Origin of the sequence: Cystobacter fuscus (genome assembly GCF_044360685.1) — a bacterium.
Taxonomy (GTDB): domain Bacteria; phylum Myxococcota; class Myxococcia; order Myxococcales; family Myxococcaceae; genus Cystobacter; species Cystobacter fuscus_C.
This window is the reverse complement of record NZ_CP043491.1, coordinates 7,513,421-7,534,343: the sequence shown is the minus strand read 5'-3', so window position 1 is coordinate 7,534,343 and position 20,923 is coordinate 7,513,421. Positions and strand designations below refer to the sequence as shown.

The 20,923-nt window shown below is 69.3% G+C and carries 21 protein-coding genes and 1 riboswitch; of the genes, 18 read left to right on the top strand and 3 right to left on the bottom strand.

Annotation, left to right across the window (positions count from 1 at the left end):
- Nucleotides 1–7: 7 nt before the first annotated feature.
- From F0U63_RS30780 to F0U63_RS30770, 3 genes are read right to left on the bottom strand one after another with little or no spacing between them, the layout of a single operon-like run.
- Nucleotides 8–706: a response regulator transcription factor gene (locus F0U63_RS30780; RefSeq protein ID WP_395835281.1), complete on the bottom strand. Its 699-nt coding sequence runs from the start codon at nt 704–706 to the stop codon at nt 8–10.
- On the bottom strand, nt 703–2,553 hold the full coding sequence (locus F0U63_RS30775) for a sensor histidine kinase (RefSeq protein ID WP_395835279.1): 1,851 nt from the start codon (nt 2,551–2,553) through the stop codon (nt 703–705). Before F0U63_RS30775 ends, F0U63_RS30780 begins: the two co-directional genes overlap by 4 nt.
- 18 nt (nt 2,554–2,571) lie before the next feature.
- Entirely contained in the window at nt 2,572–4,788 is a 2,217-nt protein-coding gene (locus tag F0U63_RS30770) for a M3 family metallopeptidase (RefSeq protein WP_395835277.1), read from the bottom strand.
- Between the two features lie 165 nt (nt 4,789–4,953).
- Between F0U63_RS30770 and F0U63_RS30765 the strand changes: the two genes are divergently transcribed.
- From F0U63_RS30765 to cobJ, 18 genes are all read left to right on the top strand, one after another.
- Entirely contained in the window at nt 4,954–5,814 is an 861-nt protein-coding gene (locus F0U63_RS30765) for a hypothetical protein (protein WP_395835275.1), read from the top strand.
- Nucleotides 5,815–6,144: 330 nt separating this feature from the next.
- The gene (locus F0U63_RS30760) at nt 6,145–7,416 is read left to right on the top strand and encodes a hypothetical protein (RefSeq protein ID WP_395835273.1); all 1,272 of its coding nucleotides are present in this window, start codon (nt 6,145–6,147) and stop codon (nt 7,414–7,416) included.
- A 50-nt stretch (nt 7,417–7,466) separates the two neighbouring features.
- Nucleotides 7,467–8,672: a hypothetical protein gene (locus F0U63_RS30755; RefSeq protein WP_395835271.1), complete on the top strand. Its 1,206-nt coding sequence runs from the start codon at nt 7,467–7,469 to the stop codon at nt 8,670–8,672.
- A 22-nt stretch (nt 8,673–8,694) separates the two neighbouring features.
- Entirely contained in the window at nt 8,695–9,330 is a 636-nt protein-coding gene (locus F0U63_RS30750) for a histidine phosphatase family protein (protein WP_395835269.1), read from the top strand.
- A gap of 68 nt (nt 9,331–9,398) precedes the next feature.
- A complete protein-coding gene (gene bluB, locus F0U63_RS30745) occupies nt 9,399–10,046 on the top strand; it encodes a 5,6-dimethylbenzimidazole synthase (RefSeq protein ID WP_395835267.1) in 648 nt (215 codons plus the stop codon).
- Between the two features lie 69 nt (nt 10,047–10,115).
- A riboswitch (cobalamin riboswitch) is annotated at nt 10,116–10,324 on the top strand.
- A 28-nt stretch (nt 10,325–10,352) separates the two neighbouring features.
- Nucleotides 10,353–11,165 carry an energy-coupling factor ABC transporter permease gene (locus tag F0U63_RS30740; RefSeq protein ID WP_395835265.1) on the top strand — a complete coding sequence of 271 codons (813 nt, stop codon included), beginning with the start codon at nt 10,353–10,355 and terminating at the stop codon, nt 11,163–11,165.
- On the top strand, nt 11,162–11,380 hold the full coding sequence (locus F0U63_RS30735; RefSeq protein WP_395835263.1) for a hypothetical protein: 219 nt from the start codon (nt 11,162–11,164) through the stop codon (nt 11,378–11,380). Before F0U63_RS30740 ends, F0U63_RS30735 begins: the two co-directional genes overlap by 4 nt.
- Nucleotides 11,377–12,009, top strand: coding sequence for a CbiQ family ECF transporter T component (locus F0U63_RS30730; RefSeq protein ID WP_395835261.1), 633 nt, complete (start codon nt 11,377–11,379; stop codon nt 12,007–12,009). Before F0U63_RS30735 ends, F0U63_RS30730 begins: the two co-directional genes overlap by 4 nt.
- Nucleotides 12,006–12,866, top strand: a complete 861-nt coding sequence (locus F0U63_RS30725; protein ID WP_395835259.1) for an energy-coupling factor ABC transporter ATP-binding protein — start codon at nt 12,006–12,008, stop codon at nt 12,864–12,866. Before F0U63_RS30730 ends, F0U63_RS30725 begins: the two co-directional genes overlap by 4 nt.
- The gene (locus F0U63_RS30720; protein ID WP_395835257.1) at nt 12,863–14,071 is read left to right on the top strand and encodes a CbiX/SirB N-terminal domain-containing protein; all 1,209 of its coding nucleotides are present in this window, start codon (nt 12,863–12,865) and stop codon (nt 14,069–14,071) included. Before F0U63_RS30725 ends, F0U63_RS30720 begins: the two co-directional genes overlap by 4 nt.
- A gap of 14 nt (nt 14,072–14,085) precedes the next feature.
- On the top strand, nt 14,086–14,460 hold the full coding sequence (locus F0U63_RS30715) for a DUF3209 family protein (protein WP_395835255.1): 375 nt from the start codon (nt 14,086–14,088) through the stop codon (nt 14,458–14,460).
- A gap of 4 nt (nt 14,461–14,464) precedes the next feature.
- Nucleotides 14,465–15,202, top strand: a complete 738-nt coding sequence (locus F0U63_RS30710) for an FAD-dependent oxidoreductase (protein ID WP_395835253.1) — start codon at nt 14,465–14,467, stop codon at nt 15,200–15,202.
- Nucleotides 15,199–16,308, top strand: a complete 1,110-nt coding sequence (locus tag F0U63_RS30705; protein WP_395835251.1) for a cobalt-precorrin-5B (C(1))-methyltransferase — start codon at nt 15,199–15,201, stop codon at nt 16,306–16,308. The genes F0U63_RS30710 and F0U63_RS30705 overlap by 4 nt, the downstream gene beginning before the upstream one ends.
- Nucleotides 16,305–16,958: a precorrin-8X methylmutase gene (locus F0U63_RS30700; protein WP_395835249.1), complete on the top strand. Its 654-nt coding sequence runs from the start codon at nt 16,305–16,307 to the stop codon at nt 16,956–16,958. The genes F0U63_RS30705 and F0U63_RS30700 overlap by 4 nt, the downstream gene beginning before the upstream one ends.
- Nucleotides 16,955–18,205, top strand: a complete 1,251-nt coding sequence (gene cbiE / locus F0U63_RS30695; RefSeq protein WP_395835247.1) for a precorrin-6y C5,15-methyltransferase (decarboxylating) subunit CbiE — start codon at nt 16,955–16,957, stop codon at nt 18,203–18,205. Before F0U63_RS30700 ends, cbiE begins: the two co-directional genes overlap by 4 nt.
- Nucleotides 18,202–18,966 (top strand): precorrin-2 C(20)-methyltransferase, encoded by a 765-nt coding sequence (gene cobI / locus F0U63_RS30690; RefSeq protein ID WP_395835245.1) that lies wholly within the window; start codon nt 18,202–18,204, stop codon nt 18,964–18,966. The genes cbiE and cobI overlap by 4 nt, the downstream gene beginning before the upstream one ends.
- On the top strand, nt 18,963–20,102 hold the full coding sequence (locus tag F0U63_RS30685) for a cobalt-precorrin 5A hydrolase (protein ID WP_395835243.1): 1,140 nt from the start codon (nt 18,963–18,965) through the stop codon (nt 20,100–20,102). Before cobI ends, F0U63_RS30685 begins: the two co-directional genes overlap by 4 nt.
- On the top strand, nt 20,095–20,922 hold the full coding sequence (cobJ, locus tag F0U63_RS30680) for a precorrin-3B C(17)-methyltransferase (protein ID WP_395835241.1): 828 nt from the start codon (nt 20,095–20,097) through the stop codon (nt 20,920–20,922). The genes F0U63_RS30685 and cobJ overlap by 8 nt, the downstream gene beginning before the upstream one ends.
- The last annotated feature ends 1 nt before the right edge of the window (nt 20,923 follow it).

Below are 20,923 nucleotides of genomic sequence, written 5' to 3'. Positions count from 1 at the left end.
GCCTTCGTCATGGTTTCGTCATGGTTTCCAGCTCCAGCCGGTAGCCCACTCCCCGGAGGGTGTGGATGGTGAAGGCGGAGGTGCTCGTCCAGCCGAGCTTCTTCTTCAGGCTGGAGACGAAGTTGTCCACGGTGCGCGGATCCACCACGACGTCGCCCCACACGGCATCGAGGATCTCCGTCCGGGTGAGGGCCCGGTCGCGGTGCTTGAGCAGGAAGGCGAGCAGCTCGAACTCGGTGCGGGTGAGTTCAATCTCCCCGCCCTCGGCGCGGCGCAGCGAGCGCTTGCCCAGGTCCAGGTGGAAGCCCGCGAAGGAGATGACCTGGGGAGGCTCGCCGCCGGAGCGCCGCACCAGGGCGCCCACACGCGCGAGCAGCTCGCGCAGGCGGTAGGGCTTGGTGAGGTAGTCCTGGGCGCCCACCTCGAAGCCCCGCACGATGTCGTCCTCCAGCGAGCGCGCCGTCAGCATCATCACCGGAGTGCGCACGCCGTTCGCGCGCAGGCGCCGGCAGAAGGTGTAGCCGTCCTCGCCCGGCAGCATGACGTCGAGCAGGATGAGTTCGAAGGAGCGCGTGCTCAGCAGGGGCTCGGCCTCGCGGGCGCTCGTGGCCACCACCACCTCGTAGCCCTCGTCCCGGAGGTTGTCACACAGGCCAAGCCGCAGGTTCGCGTCGTCCTCGACGATGAGCACGGAAGGGGAGTTCATGTTCGGGATTCGGGGAAGAGCAGACAGAACGTCGTGCCCTCGGGGCTGGAGTTCTCCACGGAGATGCGGCCTGCGTGCAGGGTCATGATCTTGCGGCACAGCGCGAGCCCGAGGCCACTGCCATGCACCTCGGGACCGTTGGACTCCAACCGGTGGAAGTCGCGGAAGACGTTCTCCCACTCGCCCGGGGGAATGCCGATGCCATTGTCGGAGAACATCACCACGCAGCCGTTGTGCCCGGAAGGGTAGGCGCGCAGGGACAGCTCCACCGGGGTGCGGCGGTTGTAGGCGCAGGCGTTGCGCGCGAGGTTGGCCAGCAGCAGGCGGATGAGCGAGGGGTCCGCCTCGATCTGGGCCTCGCCCACGTCCGCGGTGAGCCGGACGGGGACGGACACCGAGTCCCTCAAGTCCGAGCGGAGCATGCCGACGAGCTCCTCCAGCGTCACGAGGGTGATGCGCGGCTGCCAGCGCCCCTTGTCGATGCGGTTGAACGACAGGATGTTCTCCACGAGGAAGCTCAAGCCGTCGGCGGCCTGGAGGATGCGCTCGGGGTAGGCGCGCGTGTCGGGCGGGGCCTGGGCGAGCTTGCGCTCGAGCGTCTCGGCCATGAGGCGGATGGAGGCCAGCGGGGTGCGCAGCTCATGGGAGACGGTGGCCACGAAGTCGCTCTTGAGCTCCACGTAGCGGTAGCGCCCGCGCTGGGCCACCACGGCGAGCACCCCGATGGCCACCGCGAGCGCGCCGCAGGTGGCCACCAGCAGCGTCTTGAGTCCATGGCGTTGCTCGATGGCCTCCTCGGCCGCGCGCCACTGGGGCACGGACACCTCCAGCCGCAGGGTGTCCAGGGGCAGCACCCAGTCCGAGGAGCTGAGCAGCACCCGTCCATCCGGGCCGAAGTGGCCCCGCGCACGCAGCTCCGTGGCCAGCTCGTCGAGCAGCGGCTCGAGCTCCACGGCGATGCCACGCACGACCACGTCCTGTTGCTGGGGCAGGAGGGTGGGCTCCACGTACCAGCGCTCGCCCAGGAGCGTGGGGCCGGTGAGTCCCTCGGGGAGGATGATGAGGCCCGCGTCGGCCTCGCGCGCGCGGGCCAGGAAGTCGTCGGTGGGCTCGCCCAGGGCGGTGCTCACCTTCACGGTGCGCACGAGCAGGAAGGCGAAGTCGGGCGAGGTGAAGCGCTCGCGCTCGCGCAGCAGATCCCTCTGGAGACCCGCGGAGCGTTGGATGCCACCGAAGTCCTCGGGGAGCCCCTCGCGCAGGAGCGCGCGGACCAGGGGAGGGGTGGCCGCTCCCCGCTGGAGCCGCTCGAGCAGCAGCAGCACGAAGGGCAGCTCCTGCTCGGCGGGCAGCGGGTGCTCCGCGTGATGGCGCAGCAACTCCTCGACGAGCGCGTTGGCGCGCGGGGTCTGCTGGCGCTCGAGGGCCGCCTCCACGTCCCGCAGCCGTGTCAGCCGCTCGCGCCAGGGCTCGGGCATGGCGCCCGAGGTGAGCGCGTGGACGAGCGCGCGGTAATTGCGCCGGGCGGGCGTGTCCGTGCCGGGGGCCGAGTGGGTGGCACGGGGCAGGAACTGCTGCCCGCGGAAGCGCAGATAGTAGCCCTCGCCGGGAGCGAGGGGATTGCCCATGGCGGCATGCAGGGCGGGCAGCTCGCGCTCCAACCGGTGGGCGAGCCGGTGGCGCAGGGACTGGGTGGCGGACTCCTCGAGGGCCTCGCGGCTGGTGCGCAGCTGGGCCCGGGCATCCTCCCGCTCCTGGGAGAAGATCCGTTGCAGGCTCACCAGCCCCCAGAAGAGGGCCAGCAGGCCACAGACGAGGGCGGCGAGGGTGGGGAGGAGCCGGCGCAGCATGCGGAGGCGGGATGCTCCTCAGTTCTTCTTCTTCGCCGCGGGCACGGGGAAGCCGCGCTTGCGCATCAGCGCGTCGATGCCCGCGTCCTTGCCGCGGAAGGAGCGGTAGCCCTCGGCCGGGTCCACCGTGTTGCCCACCGAGAAGACATGCTTCTTCAGCCGGCTGGCCACGTCCCGATCATAGGGGCCCTTGGCCTCGGTGAAGGCCTCGAAGGCGTCGGCGGTGAGCGTGTCCGACCAGAGGTAGCTGTAGTAGCCCGCCGAGTAGCCGTCCCCCGCGAAGACGTGGCCGAACTGGGGCGTGCGGTGGCGCATGACGATCTCCTTGGGCATGCCGAGCCCCTGGAGCGTGTCGCGCTCGAACGCGTCCGGATCGATCTTCTTCGTGCCCGCCAGGTGCAGCTTCATGTCCACGAGCGCGCTCGACAGGTACTCCACCGTGGCGAAGCCCTGGTTGAAGGTGGCCGCCTTGGCGATCTTCGCGACGAGCTCGGGAGGAATGGGCTTTCCCGTCTGGTAGTGCAGGGCGTAGGTGTTGAGCACCTCGGGCGTGTCCAGCCAGTGCTCGAGCAGCTGCGAGGGGAACTCCACGTAGTCACGCACCACGTTGGTGCCCGACAGCGCGGGGTAGTTCACGTCGGAGCTCAGGCCGTGCAGCGCATGGCCGAACTCGTGGAACAGCGTCTCCGCGTCGCTCCAGCTGATGAGGACGGGCTCGCCCGGCTGGCCCTTCACGAAGTTGGCGTTGTTGGAGACGATGGTGGTGATCTCCCCCCGGAAGCGCTCCTGCGAGCGATAGGCGTTCATCCACGCCCCGGAGCGCTTGCCCGGCCGGGCATAGGGATCGAAGTACCACAGGCCCACGTGCTTGCCCTGGGCCTTGTCCTTCACCTCCCAGACGCGCACGTCCGGGTGGTACACGGGCACGTCGTTCACCGGGGTGAAGGTGAAGCCGAACAGCTCGCCGGCCACCCAGAACATCGCCTCGCGCAGCTTCTCCAGCTGCAGGTAGGGCTTCACCTCATTCTGGTCCAGGTCGTACTTCGCCTTGCGCACCTTCTCGGCGTAGTAGCGGTAGTCCCAGGGCTCGATGGTGATCTTGTCGCCCTCCTTCGTGGCGAGCGCCTGCATGTCGGCGACCTCCTGGCGCACGCGCGCGACGGCGGGCTTCCAGACGGCCTCCATCAGCGCCATGGCACGCTCGGGCGTGCGGGCCATGGTGTTCTCCAGCCGCCAGTGGGCATGGGTGGCGTAGCCCAGGAGCTGGGCCCGCTCGGCACGCAGCTGGAGGATCTCGGTGATGATCGCGTTGTTGTCGTGCGTGTCCCCGTTGTCACCCCGGTTGACGTAGTGGCGCCAGACCTTCTCGCGCAGATCCCTGCGGCGCGAGTACGTCAGGAAGGGCTCCATGGACGAGCGCGTGTTGGTGATGGCCCACTTGCCCGCCAGCCCCCGCGACGAGGCCGCCGCCGCCGCGCCCGCGCGCACCGAGTCGGGCAGTCCGTCGAGGTCCTTCTCCGACTCGAGCACCACGGCGTAGCCCTCCTCGTCGGCCAGCACGTTCTGGCCGAAGCTCGTGTAGAGCGACGCGAGGCGCTGGTTGAGCGCCGACAATTGCTTCTTCTTCTCCGCGTCGAGCCGCGCCCCCGAGCGCACGAAGCGCGTGTAGTGGTGCCACACCAGGCGCTGCTGCTCGGGCGTCAGCTTCGCCTTGTCGGGCGACTCGTAGACGGCCGCGATGCGCTGGAACAGCCGCTCGTTCTGGATGATCTCGTCGGAGAGCGCCGCGAGCCGGGGAGCCATCTCCCGCTCGATGATCTGGAACTCCGGCCCGTTGAGCGACGAGCTCCAGATGCCATAGAGGGTGCTCACCTCCTCGAAGCGCTGCCCGAGCCGCTCGAACGCGGCGATCGTGTTCTCGAAGGTCGGCGCCGCCGGCTCGTTCGCCAGGCCGGCGATCTCCCGGCGGTACTCGTTCATCGACGTCTCGAGCGCGGGCCGGAAGTGCTCGATGCGGATTCGATTGAAGGCCGGCACGCCGCCATAGGGTCCGGACCATTGATCCAACAGCGGGTTCGTCTGGGACGACGTCGTTTCCGAGGAAGGAGACATGGTGGGCGCTGGGGGGGTTGCGGGAACGGTGGGGTCGGCCCCACGCCCCTCGTGGGATGTCGCCGTGCAGGCGGCGGAGGCGAGCACCAGGATGCCCGCGCCGGTGAAGAAGAGCTGACGCATGGATGGGTTCTCCGGAGGGGTGGGAGAGGAGGCACCAGAGCTAACACGCCGGCCCGCTGGAGTCGGAAGCCGCCTGATTCTCGTCTCATCGCGTCATGGGGGGTTGACGGCCCTAACGCGACGCGTTAGCACTGGGGTACTTACCCTTGCGGAGGTTTCAAACACATGGCGAAGCACCACAAGCACTCGAAATCCCATCAGTCGCACGCTCCCCAGGCCGCCGAGCCCGCACAGCCGGTGAAGGACGTGGAGGAGAAGGTGGAGGCCGCGGCGCAGACGGCGGCCGAGACGGTGAGTGAGGCGGCCCAGACGGTGAGTGAGACGGCGGTTGCGGCGGAGGCCGCGGCGCAGACGGCGGCCGTGGTGGCGGAGAACGCGGCGCAGACGGCCGCGGGCCGAGTGGAGGCCGCGGCGCAGAAGGCCGTCGAGAAGGCGGAGGCCGTGACGCAGAAGGCGGCGGAGAAGGTGGAGGCCGTGGCGCAGAAGGCGGCGGAGAAGGTGGAGGCCGTGGCGCAGAAGGCGGCCCAGACGGTGGCCGAGGCCGCGGGCAAGGCCGAGGCGGCCGCGGGCAAGGCGGCCGAGGCGGCCAAGGCCGAGGCGGCCAAGGCCGAGACGGCGGTGACCGAGGCGGCGGGTCAGGTGGCGTCCTTCGTGAAGGTGCGCCTGGAGCAGGCCCAGAAGCAGCTGGGGCAGATCGAGGCGGATGCGCAGAAGGCGCTGCAGACGCTGGCGACGATCGGCCGGGAGTCGCGCCGCGAGGTGCTGGGGATGCTGAACGTGAACGATCTGCGCGCCAACCCCACCGTGCAGAAGCTGGAGAAGCAGGCGAGCTGGGTGGGCGGTGAGGTGCGTCAGCGGCTGACGGGGCTGCGCAGCCAGATGATCCAGGTGGTGGGCGGGGTGGCGAGCCAGTCCCAGGTGAGCGCGATCAACCGCGAGCTGGATCGGCTGACGAGCCGGCTGGATTCGCTCGTGTCGCCCGCGAAGCCGGCGGAGCCGAAGCAGCAGGAGACGCCCAAGGCGTAAGCTGCGAATCCCCCGTTGGAGACGAAGCCGCCCGGTGGCCCTCGTTGGGGCTCCCGGGCGTTCGTGTTTTCAGGGCCGGGCCAGTTAGAGGCGTAGGTGGTGAACGGCGCTTGCTGGCACGGTTCCTCGCGATGGATAGTCGTCGTCTGGGCACACATGAGTGGGGACTTCGGGGGAACGCGACGCGTGAATACTTTTGAGTGTCGTAGCTGCAAGCGTCAGTTCCAGAATCGGATACCCATCTGCCCATCCAATTCGGCTCACCTCGTGACACTGCTCAAGACCGCGCAGCCTCAGCTCCTTCCCGCACAGACTCGCCTTGCGAAGAACATGTCGCTGCGCAAGGTGGAGGGCCCGAGCCTATCCAGCAGCACACCGTCCTCTCCAGGAGACTGGACGGAAAGCGATCGGGTGAATCGCACTCAACGCTGGCAGGATGCATGCCTCTACAACCTGAAGGCGAACAACTTCCGTCGCTACACGCGCATCATTGAGCGACGGGATTTCTATCTCTGGTTCTACAAATACTCGGTCGACCAGGGGTGCGAGGCGCGGTGGGCGCTCGCTGCGTCCATCGTGGCCACAGGTGCGCATGAAGTCGCCATCATGAACGCGGCCATAGAGGACCTGGGCCATATGGCTGGGACTGTCGGCAATGAGCTTCAGGGGATGATGCGCGAGGGCAATCAGGTCATCTTCGACAACGTCTTTCCCAAACTGCATGAACTCGTGGCGCGCCAGCTTCAAGGCCGTCCCGCCTTTGAGTGGGACATGCGCACCCTCTCCGAGGAGCAGACCCTCATCCAACCGCTCTACGATGGGGTCTCCCAAGCCACGCGCACCCAGCTCAACCGGATTGCTCGCCTTCAAGGGCTGCCTGGTGCCGTCGCGCACGTCTCACCTGGCGCCGAGGTGAAGGAAGAGCTGCCTTATGTCCGGGGAGGCCGCGTCCCCGCCTTCACGGGCACCGCGCTTACTTCCATTGATGATCGCTGGCACTACGGAATGACCCTGGGCAATCTGTTCACCCCTGGCGGCACGGGCTACAACCCGGCGGTCGACAAGCGCCCAACGGTCTCGGCCGGTTACAAGAGTGGCACCGAGCTGAGCCGAGTGCGCACTCGTCCCAACCTCCACCGGCTCGATGCCGCGCTCGATGGTGGCGGCGTTGGCGCGAGGTGGCTCGGTGAACAAGTTGATGCGCTCCTGCGGCGGCTGACGACCGCCGAACAGGCCGAACTCCTACGGGATCGGAGACCCGATGGGGACCGTTACTCCGTGCGTTGCCGTCTCGGCTCCCGTTCAGTCGTGTTCTCCCTTCTGAGCACTTGGCGCATCAGCCTTGAGGCACAGATGCGTTTCCTGAGCGGATACATTGGTGGGGAAAACAATGGGCCGTGGATTGGCCTACGGTACAGCGAGCTCGCCCCCATCATCCGCCCCTTCAGTCAGGCCGAGAAGAACAGGCTTCATACTCCGGAATGGCAGCGGATCTTCACCCTCGTCTGTGACGATGACACCATCCTGGAGGCCGTTAGGGATCTGGGGCTGCCCGAGCCGCTGCGCACGCAGTGGGTTACCAAGGAGCGGAGTTGGTTTTAGTGGGCACAACGGTTCCCAAGAACGACGTCCCCGGGACACTTGGATGGAGGGTGGCACTGGCTGCCCTGGGGCTGCTGATCGCGGCGCTCCTCTTCTGGTCTCGGACGAGCGCGGTGCTTCCTCCGACGATAGGACACGATGACCTGGATTGGGCGCGAGAAGTCGAGCGGCGCAACAGCACTGGACACGAGTCGGCCGAGGGGATCGTCGCGACCGGAAGCGGATTCTCCGTGGTCGGCCACACCAACTCCCGTCAACCCGGGGTTCGGCAAGCCTGGGTGCTCCACTTCAATAAGGCTCCGCCCCCCCGCTGGGAGAAGGTCTATGGAACGAGAGCACTCGGCACCGCCACCCTGGGCCGAGCCATCGCCTTGCTGCCAGGAGGGGGGCTCGTCGTCGCGGGAGAGGAGCAGGTCGCGGTAGGCCGATTCCGAGGATGGCTTCTCGCGCTCTCCCCGGACGGAGAGACGCTCTGGGAGCGAACCCCGGGCCACGAAGGCCTCAACGGATTCAATGCCGTCTCGGTGCTCGAGGATGGATCCATTGTCGCGGGCGGAGACCAGGACGGAGCGGGCTGGGTGGTGCGGGTGAGCACCCAGGGCGAGCTGCTCTGGGAAGTGAATCTTCCACGGCTCGAGCACATCACCGCCCTGGTGTCGCTCCCCGCTCAGCGTGTGGCCGTCATGGGAACGGCGGAGACCTCGACCACCGGATTGGGAATCTCGAGGCTGTTGCTGCTGCAATCCGATGGCCGGGCCACCGCGGAGCAGCAACTGCCGGTCGAGGGCCAGGGAGAGCTGAACGCGCTCGCCTTGCTGCCGGATGGAGGGCTCGTCGCGACAGGTCGACGGAGCCGTCCGGACTCTCCGGATGGGTCGCTCTGGGTCGTCCGCATGGATCCTCGAGGCACGCTTCTCTGGGATTACGTTCCCGATGATCCCCAGGCGGAGGCAGGCCGGGCCTTGACCGTCTTGCCCGATGGGGGAATCGCCGTGACGGGCTACTCCTGGAAGGAACTGCTGGTCGACCGGGAGGCCAAGGTCTGGCGTTTCTCCGCGGACGGCCACCTGCTCTGGCAGCGGACCTATGAGGGAGATGGAAACGACATGGGCAACGGCATCGCGCGCCTGGCGGATGAGAGCCTCGTGGTCGTGGGCGTGACGAACTCCAAGGGGGCGGGCAAAACGGACCTGTGGACCTTCGGGCTGTCCCCCGAGGGGCAGCAGCTTTGGGAGGATACGTTCGGAGCCCCTTGAATGGAGGAGGAGGGGAGGCACGATGGGAGCGAACGTGGACTGGCGACTCGCGAAGGGCGTGACGCGCATGGTGCTGGTGCGGCACGGGCAGCCGGTGGAGGAAGCGCGGGGCCGGTGCTACGGGCGGCTGGACGTGGGGCTGTCCTCCTCGGGCCGGGTGCAGGCCGAGCACGCCGCGCGGTTCCTGGCCGAGGCCCCCCTGTCACGCGTCTACGCGAGCCCGCTGCGGCGCGCGGTGGAGAGCGCGGCCCCGCTGGCGCAACTCAAGGGGCTGGCGGTGGACACGGAGGCGGCGTTCCAGGAACTCGACTTCGGTCTGCTCGAGGGCCTCACCTATGAAGAGGTGGAGAAGCGCTACCCCGAGGTCTTCGCGGAGTGGATGGCGTATCCCACGCGGGTGCGCTTCCCGGAGGGCGAGAGCTACCCGGAGCTGCGCGAGCGGGTGTCGTCGGCGGCCCGGGCGCTGCGCTCGCGGCAAGCGGGAGAGACGTTCGTGCTGGTGTCGCACGGCGGCGTGAACCGGACGTTGCTCGCCGAGGCGCTGGGCCTGCCGGACGCCCACCTGTTCCGGCTGGAGCAGGGGTACTCGGCGGTGAACATCATCGACTTCCACGGGGACGTGCCCATCGTGAAGTTGATGAACATGACGTTCGGCTGAGCCGCCGGGCAGGGCGAGCGGTGGTATGGAGCGCCGCGAGAAAGGGCTTGCCAGGGGCTTGACGATTCATGACGAAACACCGCTTTTCTCCCGCGGAACGAGAAGCCGTCTACCGCGCGATCAGCGAACGCCGGGACATGCGCCACTTCCGGTCCGATCCCATCGCTCAGGAGATCATGGCGCGGCTGCTCCATGCGGCGCATCTCGGGCCGAGCGTCGGCTTCATGCAACCGTGGCGTTTCATTCGCATCACGGATGCGCGGCTGCGCGGTGACATCGCCGCGCTGGTCGAGCAGGAGCGCGCGCGTACCGCCGAGGCGTTGGGCGCTCGGGGCGAGGAGTTCCTGCGGCTCAAGGTCGAGGGCATCAAGGAATGTCCCGAGCTCTGGGTCGTGGCGCTGATGGATCAACGCGAGCGTTACGTGTTCGGCAGGCGCACCATGCCGAACATGGACCTCGCCTCCGCGAGCTGCGCCATCCAGAACCTCTGGCTCGCCGCACGGGCCGAGGGGATTGGCATGGGCTGGGTGTCACTCTTCGAGCCCACCCGGCTGGCGGAGTTGTTGAGGGCACCGGAAGGCAGTGAGCCGATCGCCATCCTGTGCCTGGGCCATGTCGATGCCTTCTATGAGCGGCCGATGTTGGAACTGGAAGGTTGGGACTCGCGCCGGACGCTGGACGAGCTGATCTGGGAGAACCAGTGGTGGAATGCTTAGTCCTTGAGAAAAAGGGGGGGCGCATTCCGTTGACAGAAGCGCGCCGCCTCCGGTACTTGGCCCCCGACAATTGAATCCATAGCCAGGGGTGCCCGCTATCACGGGCATAACAGGGAAGCCGGTGTGAGTCCGGCGCGGTCCCGCCACTGTCAGTGGGGAGCTACCTCCGAAGTCACCACTCGATGCCTCGGCGTCGGGGAAGGTGGAGGTGGCGCTGAACGCCGTCAGGCGCTCTGAATCCACGAGCCAGGAGACCTACCCAGGGCTGTTCGACCCATCTCTCCGTGGATTGAGAGCGAGGTTGCCATGCCGGGTTTCTCCGGGCGTGGGTGTGGTGCCGTCCTCCGGCATTGCGTCCAGGCCTGCCTTCAATCAGCACCTCTCCCTCCGAGCGCGGGGCTCGCGGCACTCGTCCTGTTGCTGCTGCCTCATCCCGCGCATGCCATGCACCTGGCGGAGGGCATCCTTCCCTTCGGGTGGGCCGCGGGCTGGACGCTCTCCGTGCTGCCCTTGCTCGCGCTGGGCGTCACGCGGTTGCGCCAGCGCATGGCCCAGAGCCCGCTCTATTCGCCCTTCGTGGCGATGCTCGCCGCCGCGGTCTTCGTCGTCTCCTGCATGCCCGTGCCGGTTCCCATCATCGGCACCTGCTCGCACCCGTGTGGCACGGGGCTCGCCGCCGTGCTCATCGGCCCGGTGATGACCGTGCTGGTGACGTTCGTGGCGCTGTTGCTGCAAGCGCTCTTCCTCGCCCACGGAGGGCTCACCACCCTGGGCGCCGACATCTGGTCCATGGGCGTGGTGGGCGGCTTCGTCGGCTACGCCATCTTCCACGGACTGCGCTCCCTGCGCGCCTCGCTCGGAGTGGCGGCCTTCGCCGCGGGCATGTTCTCCGACTGGGCCACCTACGCCATGACGTCCTTCGAGCTGGCCTCGGCGCTGCACGGCGCCCAACCGCTGAGCACCACGCTGGGCACCCTGCTGCTCTCCTTCCTCCCCACCCAGCTTCCGCTCGGATTGCTCGAGGGGGCCTTCACCGCCGGCGCCGTCGTCTTCATCTCCCGCCGCCGGCCCGCCCTCTTGAAGTTCCACGCGCTTCCCGCCGCACCCGCCACGCCATGAAGCCGCTCCTCGCCGAGGCCTCGGGCTGGCCGGGTGTCGACGAGCACGTCGTGCTCCCGTTCGCCGAGGCCGCGGGACGCTCTCCTCAGCCGCCCCTGATTCCGCTGGAAGGGGATGTCCTCCTCTTCGCCTTCCTGTGTGCCGGGCTCGTGGGGGGATTCTTGCTTGGCTATCTCTACCGCTCCCTGTTCGTCGAGACGGGAGAGCGGGCGTGAGCCGCGTGGCCCTGCGCGAGCGGGTGGCCGGGCTGGATGCCCGCCTCAAGCTGGGGGGCGCGTTGTTCGCGCTCCTGGTGGCGCTCGCCGGGCCCGCCCCGTACACCGCCTCGGCGGTGGCTACGCTGGCCCTCCTCGCCTCGCTCGCGGTGGGCGAGCGGGCAGGGGTGTTGTTCCGCCGCCTCGGAGTGGCCCTCTTCTCGGGGCTGGCGCTCTGGGCCCTGCACGGGCTTTTGCGGCCGGAGGCGAGTGGAGCCTGGAGACTCGGGCTGGTGCTGGGGACGCGGGTCGCCGCGGGGGCCACCGTCTTCGGCCTCCTCATCGCGCTCACTCCGCCCTGGGCGCTGGTGGGCGCGCTGCGCGCGTGGCGGGTGCCGGCCCCGCTCGCCGAGGTGCTCGCGCTCGCGGTGCGCTACGCCACCGTCCTCGAGCGGGCGGCCCACACCGCGCGCGAGGCGCAGATCCTCCGCCTCGGCTACCGGGGCGTGCGCCGCGGCGTGCATTCGCTTGGGGCGCTCGGCGGGCTCACCCTGGTCCGCGCGTTCGACCAGGCCCACGCCACCGCCGAGGCGATGGCCGCCCGGGGCTGCCGTGGTGCCCACCTCCCGTCCCCGGGAGAGCGGCCGTGAAGGCGGCGCTCGCACTCGAGGCGCTCGCGGTGGGAAACCCCGGCGGCCCCGCCATCCTCTCCGGCCTGACGCTCGAGGTGCGGCCGGGAGAGGTGGTCGCGCTGCTCGGCGCCAACGGGTGCGGCAAGACGACGTTGCTGCGCGGCCTCGCGGGGCTGGTTCCGGAGCGTGCCGGCAAGGTGTGGCTGCGCGGACAGGTGGCCCCGCGTGGAGCGGTGGCCCGGACCGAAGCGGGCCTGGCGCTCGCCTTCCAGAATCCGGATGACCAGCTGTTCGGCACCACGGTCGGCGAGGACGTGGCCATCGGGCCGATGCATCAGGGCCTCGCCCCGGACGCGGTGCGGGCCCGGGTGGACGAGGCGCTCGCGGCCACCGGGCTGGCCCAGCTGGCGGAGCGCCCCATCGAGGCGCTCAGCTTCGGGGAGAAGAAGCGGGCGTGTCTCGCGGGCGTGCTGGCGATGCATCCGGCGGTGCTGCTGCTCGATGAGCCCACCGCCGGGTTGGATCCGGTGGGCGAGCGCGAGACGGCGGGACTGCTGCGGCGGCTGGCGCGCGAGCGCGACGTGGCCCTGGTCGTCTCCACCCATGCCACCGACGAAGTGCCCTTCTTCGCCGACCGGGTGGCCATTCTCGGCGAGGGGCGGCTGCTCGCCTTCGGTGCTCCCGCGGAGGTCTTCCGGGACGCGGCGCTGCTGGCGCGGGCGCATCTGCGCGCACCGGCCGTCGCCGAGTTGTGGGCCCAGCTCGCTCCCTTCCTTCCCGGGTCGGGGGAGGCCCCGCCGCCCCTCACGGTCGCCGAGGCCGCCCGGCGCCTTCTCCCCCTCCTCGTCCCCACCAGCCAGGAAGCGCACCCGTGAGCACTCCTCGTTCCCACCACGGCATCCTCTTCGTCGGACACGGCAGCCGCGATGCGCAGGCCATCGCCGAGGTGCACCGTTTCGTGGACGCCTACCGCGAGGCCCATCCGGAGCGGCGCGTGGGCCTGGGCTTCGTGGAGCTCACCGAGCCGGCCCTCCCCGAGGCGCTGGACGCCATCGCCTCCGAGGTGCCGGAGGTGCTCGTCGTCCCGCTCTTCCTCTTCACCGCGAAGCACGTGAAGAACGACATTCCGCTGGCGCTTGCCACGGCGCGCGAGAATCACCCGGGCGTGCGCTTCCTCGCGGTGAAGGCCTTCGGCGTCCATCCGGACCTCGCGCAACTGGCCTTCGAGCGCACCCAGGCCCGCACCGGACCGCTCTCGCCCCAGGACGCGGCGCGCACGGTGGTGGTGATGCTGGGGCGTGGCTCGTCGGACCCGGACGCCAATGGCGACTTCTACAAGCTGACCCGCCTCTACGCGGAGGGCAGGGGCTTCGCCCAGGTGCAACCGGCCTTCGTCGGTATCGCGAAGCCCTCGCTGGAAGAGGCGCTGGAGTGGATGGCCCGGGCCCGGCCGGAGCGCATCCTGGTGGCGCCCTACCTCCTCTTCACCGGGGTGCTGCTGCAGAAGATCCATGCCCAGGTGGCCCTCTTCGCCGAGCGTTACCCGTGGCTGCGCGCCGAGGTGGCTCCGCACCTGGCGGACGGGAGCATGGCGCCGCTCGTGCAACACGTGGACCGGCGCATCGAGGAGGCGCTCGCGGGCGGGGTGCCGCTGCCGTGCGATGGCTGCCAGTACCGCGTGCCGCTCGCGGGCCTCCAGAAGAACGTCGGTGGGCTCAAGGCGCTGCTCTGGAGCATCCGCCACCGCGAGACGCACACCCAGGCGGCGCCCCATCCGCACGCCCACCGCGCCATGGAGAAACACGTGCTGGTCTGCGGCAACGCCGACTGCGCCGAGCGCGGCAGCGTGGCGCTGATCGAGGCCCTGCGCCGCAAGCTCAAGGAAGTGGGCAAGGGGCGCACGGTGCGCATCACCCGGACGGCCTGCATGGGCCGCTGTGGCGAGGGGCCCACCGTGGCCGTCTATCCGGATGGCATCTGGTATCGCGGTGTCACCGAGGCGGATGCCCAGGAGCTCGTGGAGGAGCACCTGGTGGGGGATCGCCTCGTGTCCCGCCTGGTCGACAACATCATGCAGTAGTGAGGAGAGCACACATGGCCTGTCATGAGCTGGCGGCGTTGCGGTTGTCGCTGATGAACATCCTGGGAGTGGACGATGACACCGAGCGCCAGCACGAGCTGGCCGAGCTGGGCAGCGCGGCGGAGAAGCCGGGGCCGGTGCGCTCGCTGATGCAGGCGCGCGACATGGCGGGCATGCTGCGCTTCTTCGATGCCTCCCTGGTGGAGTTGCAGGAGAAGGTCTCCGCGACCCGGGCGGATGATCCGAAGATGCCCTACCTGCGCTCGCTCCTCGTGCTGACCAAGTCGGTGGAGCTGGAGCTGAAGCGCCAGAACGAGTCGCTCCATCGGCTGTGGCGCGACCTCGAGGAGGTGCACGACTTCACCCACGAAATCTACCCGAGGGACTAGCACCATGGCCGTCTCCCGCACCGCTCGCATCCTCTCCTCCGCGCCCGTGGGCGAGCGCGGGAGGCTCCTCCACCTGCAACTGCGGGGCGAGGAGGAACTCGGCTTCACCGGAGGCCAGTACCTCATCTTCAACACCGGCGTGCCACGCGCGGATGGCAAGGCGCACAAGCGTGCCTACTCGCTGGTGTCGAGCGACGCGGATCAGCGCACCTTCCGCATCTGTGTCTATCGGCTCGCCGAGGGCTCTGGCTCGGCGATGTTGCACGAGGCACCGGTGGGCGCGGAGCTGCCGTTCAGCGGACCGTGGGGCAGCTTCCTTCCGGATGACTCCACGCCTCGGAACACGCTGGTGGTGGCCACCGACAGTGGCATCACCGCCGCGCTGGGGCTGGTGCACGGCCGCGCCTTCGCCCCGCAGCGCGAGCGGACGCGGCTGCTGTGGTTCTCCGAGTCGCCCACGGTGTTCCTGCCCGCGGAGCAGGCCCGCGAGGAAGTGGAGGCGCTGGGCTGCCGCTTCCAGCACCAGGACTGCCCGCCGCCGGGCCATCCGGAGCGCATCGCGCACATCCAGGCGTTGGCCCTGGAGGCCGCGCGCGCCCATGCGCCCGAGCGCGTCTACCTCGTCGGGGATGGGGCGGTGTTGAGCCCGCTGCGGCAGGCCCTGGTGGAGTCCGGACTGACGATGGAGGCCATCCGGATGGAGTCCTTCTTCAACAATCCCTCCAAGAAGGCCGCGGGATGAGCGAAGCGCCTCCTCCTCGGGACAAGCGCGGCTCACGCACCGGTTTCACCACCGGGGCCTGTGCCGCCGCTGCCGCCAAGGCGGCCACTCGCGTGCTGGCGCGTGGCGAGCGTCTCACTCACGTGGAGACGACGCTGCCCAACCGGCAGACGGTGACGTTCGCCCTGCACCGTTGCGAGTGGGACGGGGAGAAGGCCCTTTGCAGTGTCATCAAGGACGCCGGGGATGATCCGGACTGCACCCACGGCGCGGAGCTGGTCGCCGAGGTGCGGCTGACGGACGACGAAGGCCGGGTGGTGCTCGAGCGGGGCGAGGGCGTGGGGCTTGTCACCAAGGAGGGGTTGGGGCTCGAGGTGGGCAGTCCGGCCATCAACCCGGTGCCGCGCCGCAACATCACCGACATGGTGCTGGAGGAGCTGCCCGAGGGGCGGGGCGCCATCGTCACCATTCACGTCCCTCGAGGTGAGGAGATGGCCCTGCAGACGCTCAACGCGCGCCTGGGCATCCTCGGTGGCATCTCCATCCTCGGCACCAGCGGCATCGTCCGGCCGTACTCCACGTCCGCCTACAAGGCGAGCGTGGTGCAGGCCATCGACGTGGCCCGGACGCGCGGCAACACCGAGCTCGTCTTCACCACGGGAGGCAAGTCGGAGAAGTACGCCATGGGCCTCCTGCCCCACCTGCCGGAGGAGACCTTCATCCAGGTGGGCGACTTCATCGGCGTGGCCATCCGCCATGCCGCCCGGCGTCAGGCGGCGTGCGTCCACATCGTGGGGATGATGGGCAAGCTGTCCAAGATGGCCGATGGGCGCATGCAGACGCACGCGGCCGGCTCCGAGGTGAACATGGAGCTGCTGGCCACCCTGGCCGCCGAGGCGGGGGCGCCGGAGACGCTGGTGGCCGACATCCGGGCCGCCAACACCGCCCGCCACGTGCTCGAGCTGTGCGCGGCCAACGGCCTCACCCACATCACAAGGCTGGTGTGCCAGCGCGTCGTCGAGCAGTGCACCCGTCACGCGGGGGGACCGCTCGAGGTTCGCGCCGTCCTCGTGGATTTCAACGGCACCTTGCTCGGGCAATACCCCGAGAGGAGACACGCGGCATGAACGACATGCGGCAGATGACGACGCTCGGGCGTCGCATCGAAGACGAGAGCTTTTCCATCATCGACAACGAGGCCGGTCCTCATTCCTACTCGCCGGGCGAGTGGCAGGTGGTGCGGCGCATCATCCACGCCACCGCGGACTTCGAGTTCAAGGAGCTGGCCCGCTTCTCTCCCGATGCCATCGCCGAGGGCATTCGCGCCCTGCGTGCCGGCAGCCCGGTGCTGGCCGACGTGAAGATGATCCTCGCCGGCCTCAACGAGGAGCGGCTCGCCTCCTATGGCTGCCGGACGCACTGCTTCATCTCGGATGAGGACGTCATCGCCGCGGCGCGCGAGGCGGGTTCCACCCGGGCCATCGAGTCCATGCGCAAGGCGCACCGGCTGGGGCTGCTCACGGGCGCCATCGTGGCGGTGGGCAACGCGCCGACCGCGCTGCTGGAGGTGGCCCGGCTGGTGAAGGAGGAGGGGGCTCGTCCGGCGCTGGTGATTGGCGTGCCGGTGGGCTTCGTGTCGGCGGCGGAGTCCAAGGAGGCGGTGCTCGAGTTGTCCGTGCCGCACATCGCGGTGCGTGGCCGCAAGGGGGGCAGCACCATCGCCGTGTCCATCATCCACGCGCTGCTGATGCTCAGCGCGGATGGGGTGAAGGCATGAAGCCGGTGGTGGTGGTGGGCATTGGAGACGACGGTTGTCTGGGTTTGTCGGCGCGCGCGGCCAACGCGGTGGCGCAGGCCCGGGTGCTGGTCGGCGGCAAGCGTCACCTGGAGTTCTTCCCCCAGTTCTCCGGGGAGCGCCTCTCCTTCAGTGGCGGCATCGGCCCGACGCTGGAGCGGGTGGCCGAGCTCGCCCTGGAGAATCAGGTGTGTGTGCTCGCCTCGGGGGATCCGCTCTTCTTCGGGATCGGCGCGCAGGTCGCCCGGAAGGTGGGCGCCGAGCACGTGGAGTTCATTCCCCATCCGTCCTCGGTGCAGCTCGCCTTCGGGCGCATCGGCGTGTCCTGGGAGGATGCCGAGGTCATCTCCGTGCACGGCCGCCCGCGCGAGGGGCTGTGCACGCGGCTGCGTCTGCTGGCCAAGGTGGCCCTGCTCACCGACGGTGAGAACTCGCCCCCGGCGCTGGCCCGCCACCTGCTGGAGCACGGCGTGCGCGGCTTCACGGCCTGGGTCTGCGAGAGCCTCGGCAATCCGGAGGAGCGCATCCGCTGCTTCATGTTGGAGTCGCTCGCGGAGTGCACGGACATCGGGCCCCTCAACGTGCTCGTCCTCCTGCGCACGGATCCGAGCTGGCGCCCACCGCCGCGCATGTCCTTCCTCCACGAGGACGCCTTCGCCAAGCGCATGCCCAAGAAGGGGCTCATCACCAAGCGCGAGGTGCGCCTGTTGTCCCTGGCCCAGTTGGAGATCCGCCCCGACAGCGTGGTGTGGGACATCGGCGCGGGCTCGGGCTCGGTGGGCATCGAGGCGGCGATGCTCGCTCCCAAGGGGCGGGTCTTCGCCATCGAGGTGGACCCGGAGGGTGTGAGCTTGTGCCGGGAAAACGCGCTCGCCCATGGGGTGGACAACGTGCGCGTCATCGCGGGGCGCGCCCCGGAGGCCCTCGAGGGACTGGATGCGCCGGATGCCGTCTTCGTCGGCGGCAGCAAGGGCAGCATGCGCGACATCATCGACGTGGCCTTCAAGCGCCTGCGCGAGGGCGGCCGGCTGGTGGTCAACGCCATCACCCTGGACAACGTGGCCGAGGCCTACGCGGCCTTCCGCTCGTACGGAATCACTCCGGACGTGACGATGCTCAACGTGTCCCGCGGCGAGCCGCTCGCGCACTACCTCCGTTACGAGGCGCAAAACCCCATCCACATCTTCGCGGCCACCCGGCCCGCGGCAGCACAGGGAGAAGAGGCATGAGTGGCGTGTTGATTGGCGTGGGAGTGGGGCCGGGGGCGCCGGATCTGATGACGCTCCGGGCGGTGAACACGCTCCGCTCGGCGGACGTCATCGCCATCCCCCGGCGCTCGGTCTACGACGAGTCGCTCGCCTGGCGCATCGCCAAGGAGAACGTGGGCGAGGTGCCCGGCCAGGAGCGGCTCTTCCTCACCTTCCCGATGACGAAGGATCCCGAGCGGTTGCGTCCCGCCTGGGAGGAAGCCTACGCGCAGCTCGCCCCTCGGCTGGCCGCGGGCAAGAAGGTGGCCTTCATCACGGAAGGGGATCCGCTCGTCTACAGCACCTTCATCTACCTCCTGGCGGAGGTGCCCCAGCGCTTCCCCGGGACGCGCACCGAGGTGGTGCCCGCGGTCTCCTCGATCACCGCCGTGCCCGCGGCGGTGCAGGTGCCGGTGGCCGATGGCCAGGAGCGCATCGCCGTCCTGCCGGCCACCTATGGGGTGGAGGACCTCACCCGCGTGCTGCGCGACTTCGACACCGTGCTGCTGATGAAGGTGAGCTCGGTCATGCCCCAGGTGGTGGAGGCACTCGAGCGTGAGGGCTTGCTCGATCGCGCCGTCTACGTGTCGCGGGCTTCCACCGGGCAGGAGAAGGTGGTGCGCGACCTGCGCAGCATCCGCAACGACAAGTGCGATTACTTCTCCATGGTGATGGTGGCGAAGAAGGATCGCAGCGGCGTGCTCGCCGGTCGCTTCGCCCAGACGGCGGAGGTGGCTCGGTGAGCCTGCCCCCGGCACGCAAGCCCTACGCCGTCTACGCCATCACCCTGCACGGGTTGGGCATCGCCCAGCGGCTCCTCGCGGGGTTGCCGGGCGCGGAGCTGTACGTCTCCGAGAAGCTCATGGCCAAGGCCCCCGCGGGCGCCCTGCCGATGCCCCTGCCCATGGGGCCCACCCTGTCGCGCACCTTCACCGCCTACGACTGCCACATCTTCATCATCAGCGTGGGCGCGGTGGTGCGCATGATTGCTCCGCTCCTCGAGGACAAGAAGGTGGATCCGGCGGTGGTGTGCGTCGATGACGCCGCGCGCTTCTCCATCTGCGTGCTGTCGGGACACGTGGGCCGGGGCAATGCCTTCACCGAGCGGGTGGCCGGCGTGCTCGGCTCCACCCCGGTGGTCACCACCGCCTCGGACGTGCGGGGCACCCTCACGGTGGACATCCTCGGGCGGGAGCTCGGCTGGCGGCTGGATGATCTGGAGCGCAACGTCACCCGGGGCTGCGCCGCCGTGGTGAACGAGGCCCCGGTGCTCTTCGTCCAGGAGGCGGGCGAGCCCTCCTGGTGGCCCGAGGACAAGCCGCTGCCTCCGGGCGTGCGCTACACGCGCTCTCTCGATGGGGTGGATCCGGCGGCGTGGGAGATGCTCCTCATCGCCACCGATCGCGACATCCGCGAGACGCACCGCGCCCAATGGGAGAAGGCCGTCATCTACCGGCCCCGCAGTCTGGTGTTGGGCATCGGCTGTGACCGGGGCACCCCGGAGGAGCTGGTGGAGCGGGGCGTGACCCAACTGCTCGCCCAGGCCCTGCTGTCTCCCGCCTCGGTGAAGGCGGTGGCCACCGTGGACTTGAAGGCCGATGAGCCCGCGCTGCTGGCGCTGTGCCAGAAACATGGCTGGGCGCTCCAGACGTACCCGGCCGCCGAGCTGGACGCGGTGCCCGTTCCCACGCCGTCGGAGACGGTGAAGCGGCACGTGGGCACCCGCGGCGTGGCCGAGCCGTCGGCGTTGCTCGCCGCTGGAGCCTCCGAGTTGCTCGTCCGCAAGCAGATCTACACCGAGCCCGGCGCCGGACGCTCCATGACGTTCGCCGTCGCGCGCATTCCTCATTCCCCTCGAAAGGAGCCCGCCCATGGCTGAGGGAGGCATCCTGTCTGTCGTTGGAATTGGCCCGGGCGATGGCGCCCACGTCACCCCCGCCGCCCTGGAGGCCATCCACAAGGCCCAGGTGGTGGTGGGCTACCGCACCTATATCAAGCTCGTGCACCACCTCCTCGAGGGCAAGGAAGTGGTGCAAACGGGCATGACGGAGGAGATCGGCCGGGCCCGCTCCGCGGTGGAGCGTGCTCGGGCCGGTGCCAACGTGGTGCTCGTCTCCTCCGGGGATGCGGGCGTCTACGGCATGGCGGGGCTCGTCTTCGAGGTGCTGCGGGAGATCGGTTGGAAGCGCGGGGATTCCCCCACGCTCAACCTGGTGCCCGGCATCACCGCCGCCAACTCCTGTGCCTCGCGCGTGGGGGCTCCACTGGTCCACGACAGCTGCACCATTTCCCTGTCGGATCTGCTCACGCCGTGGGCCGTCATCGCCAAACGCATCGAGGCCGCCGCGTCGTCCGACTTCGTCATCTCGCTCTACAACCCCGCGAGCGGGCGGCGCACCCGGCAGATCGTGGAGGCCCACTCCATCATCCGCCGCTACCGCGAGGGCTCCACTCCCGTGGCGCTGGTGAAGGGCGCCTACCGCGAGGGGGAGAAGGTGGTGATGAGCGACCTCGATCACTTCCTGGACTACGAGATCGGCATGCTGACCACGGTCATCGTGGGCAACTCCCACACCTTCTTCTTCGAGGGCTACATGGTGACGCCTCGAGGCTACACGCGGAAGTACACCCTCGAGGGAGATGTGCTCCCGGGGCAGCAGCCGGGCCGTTCACTCGTCGTTCGCGAAGAGGAGGTTTGAA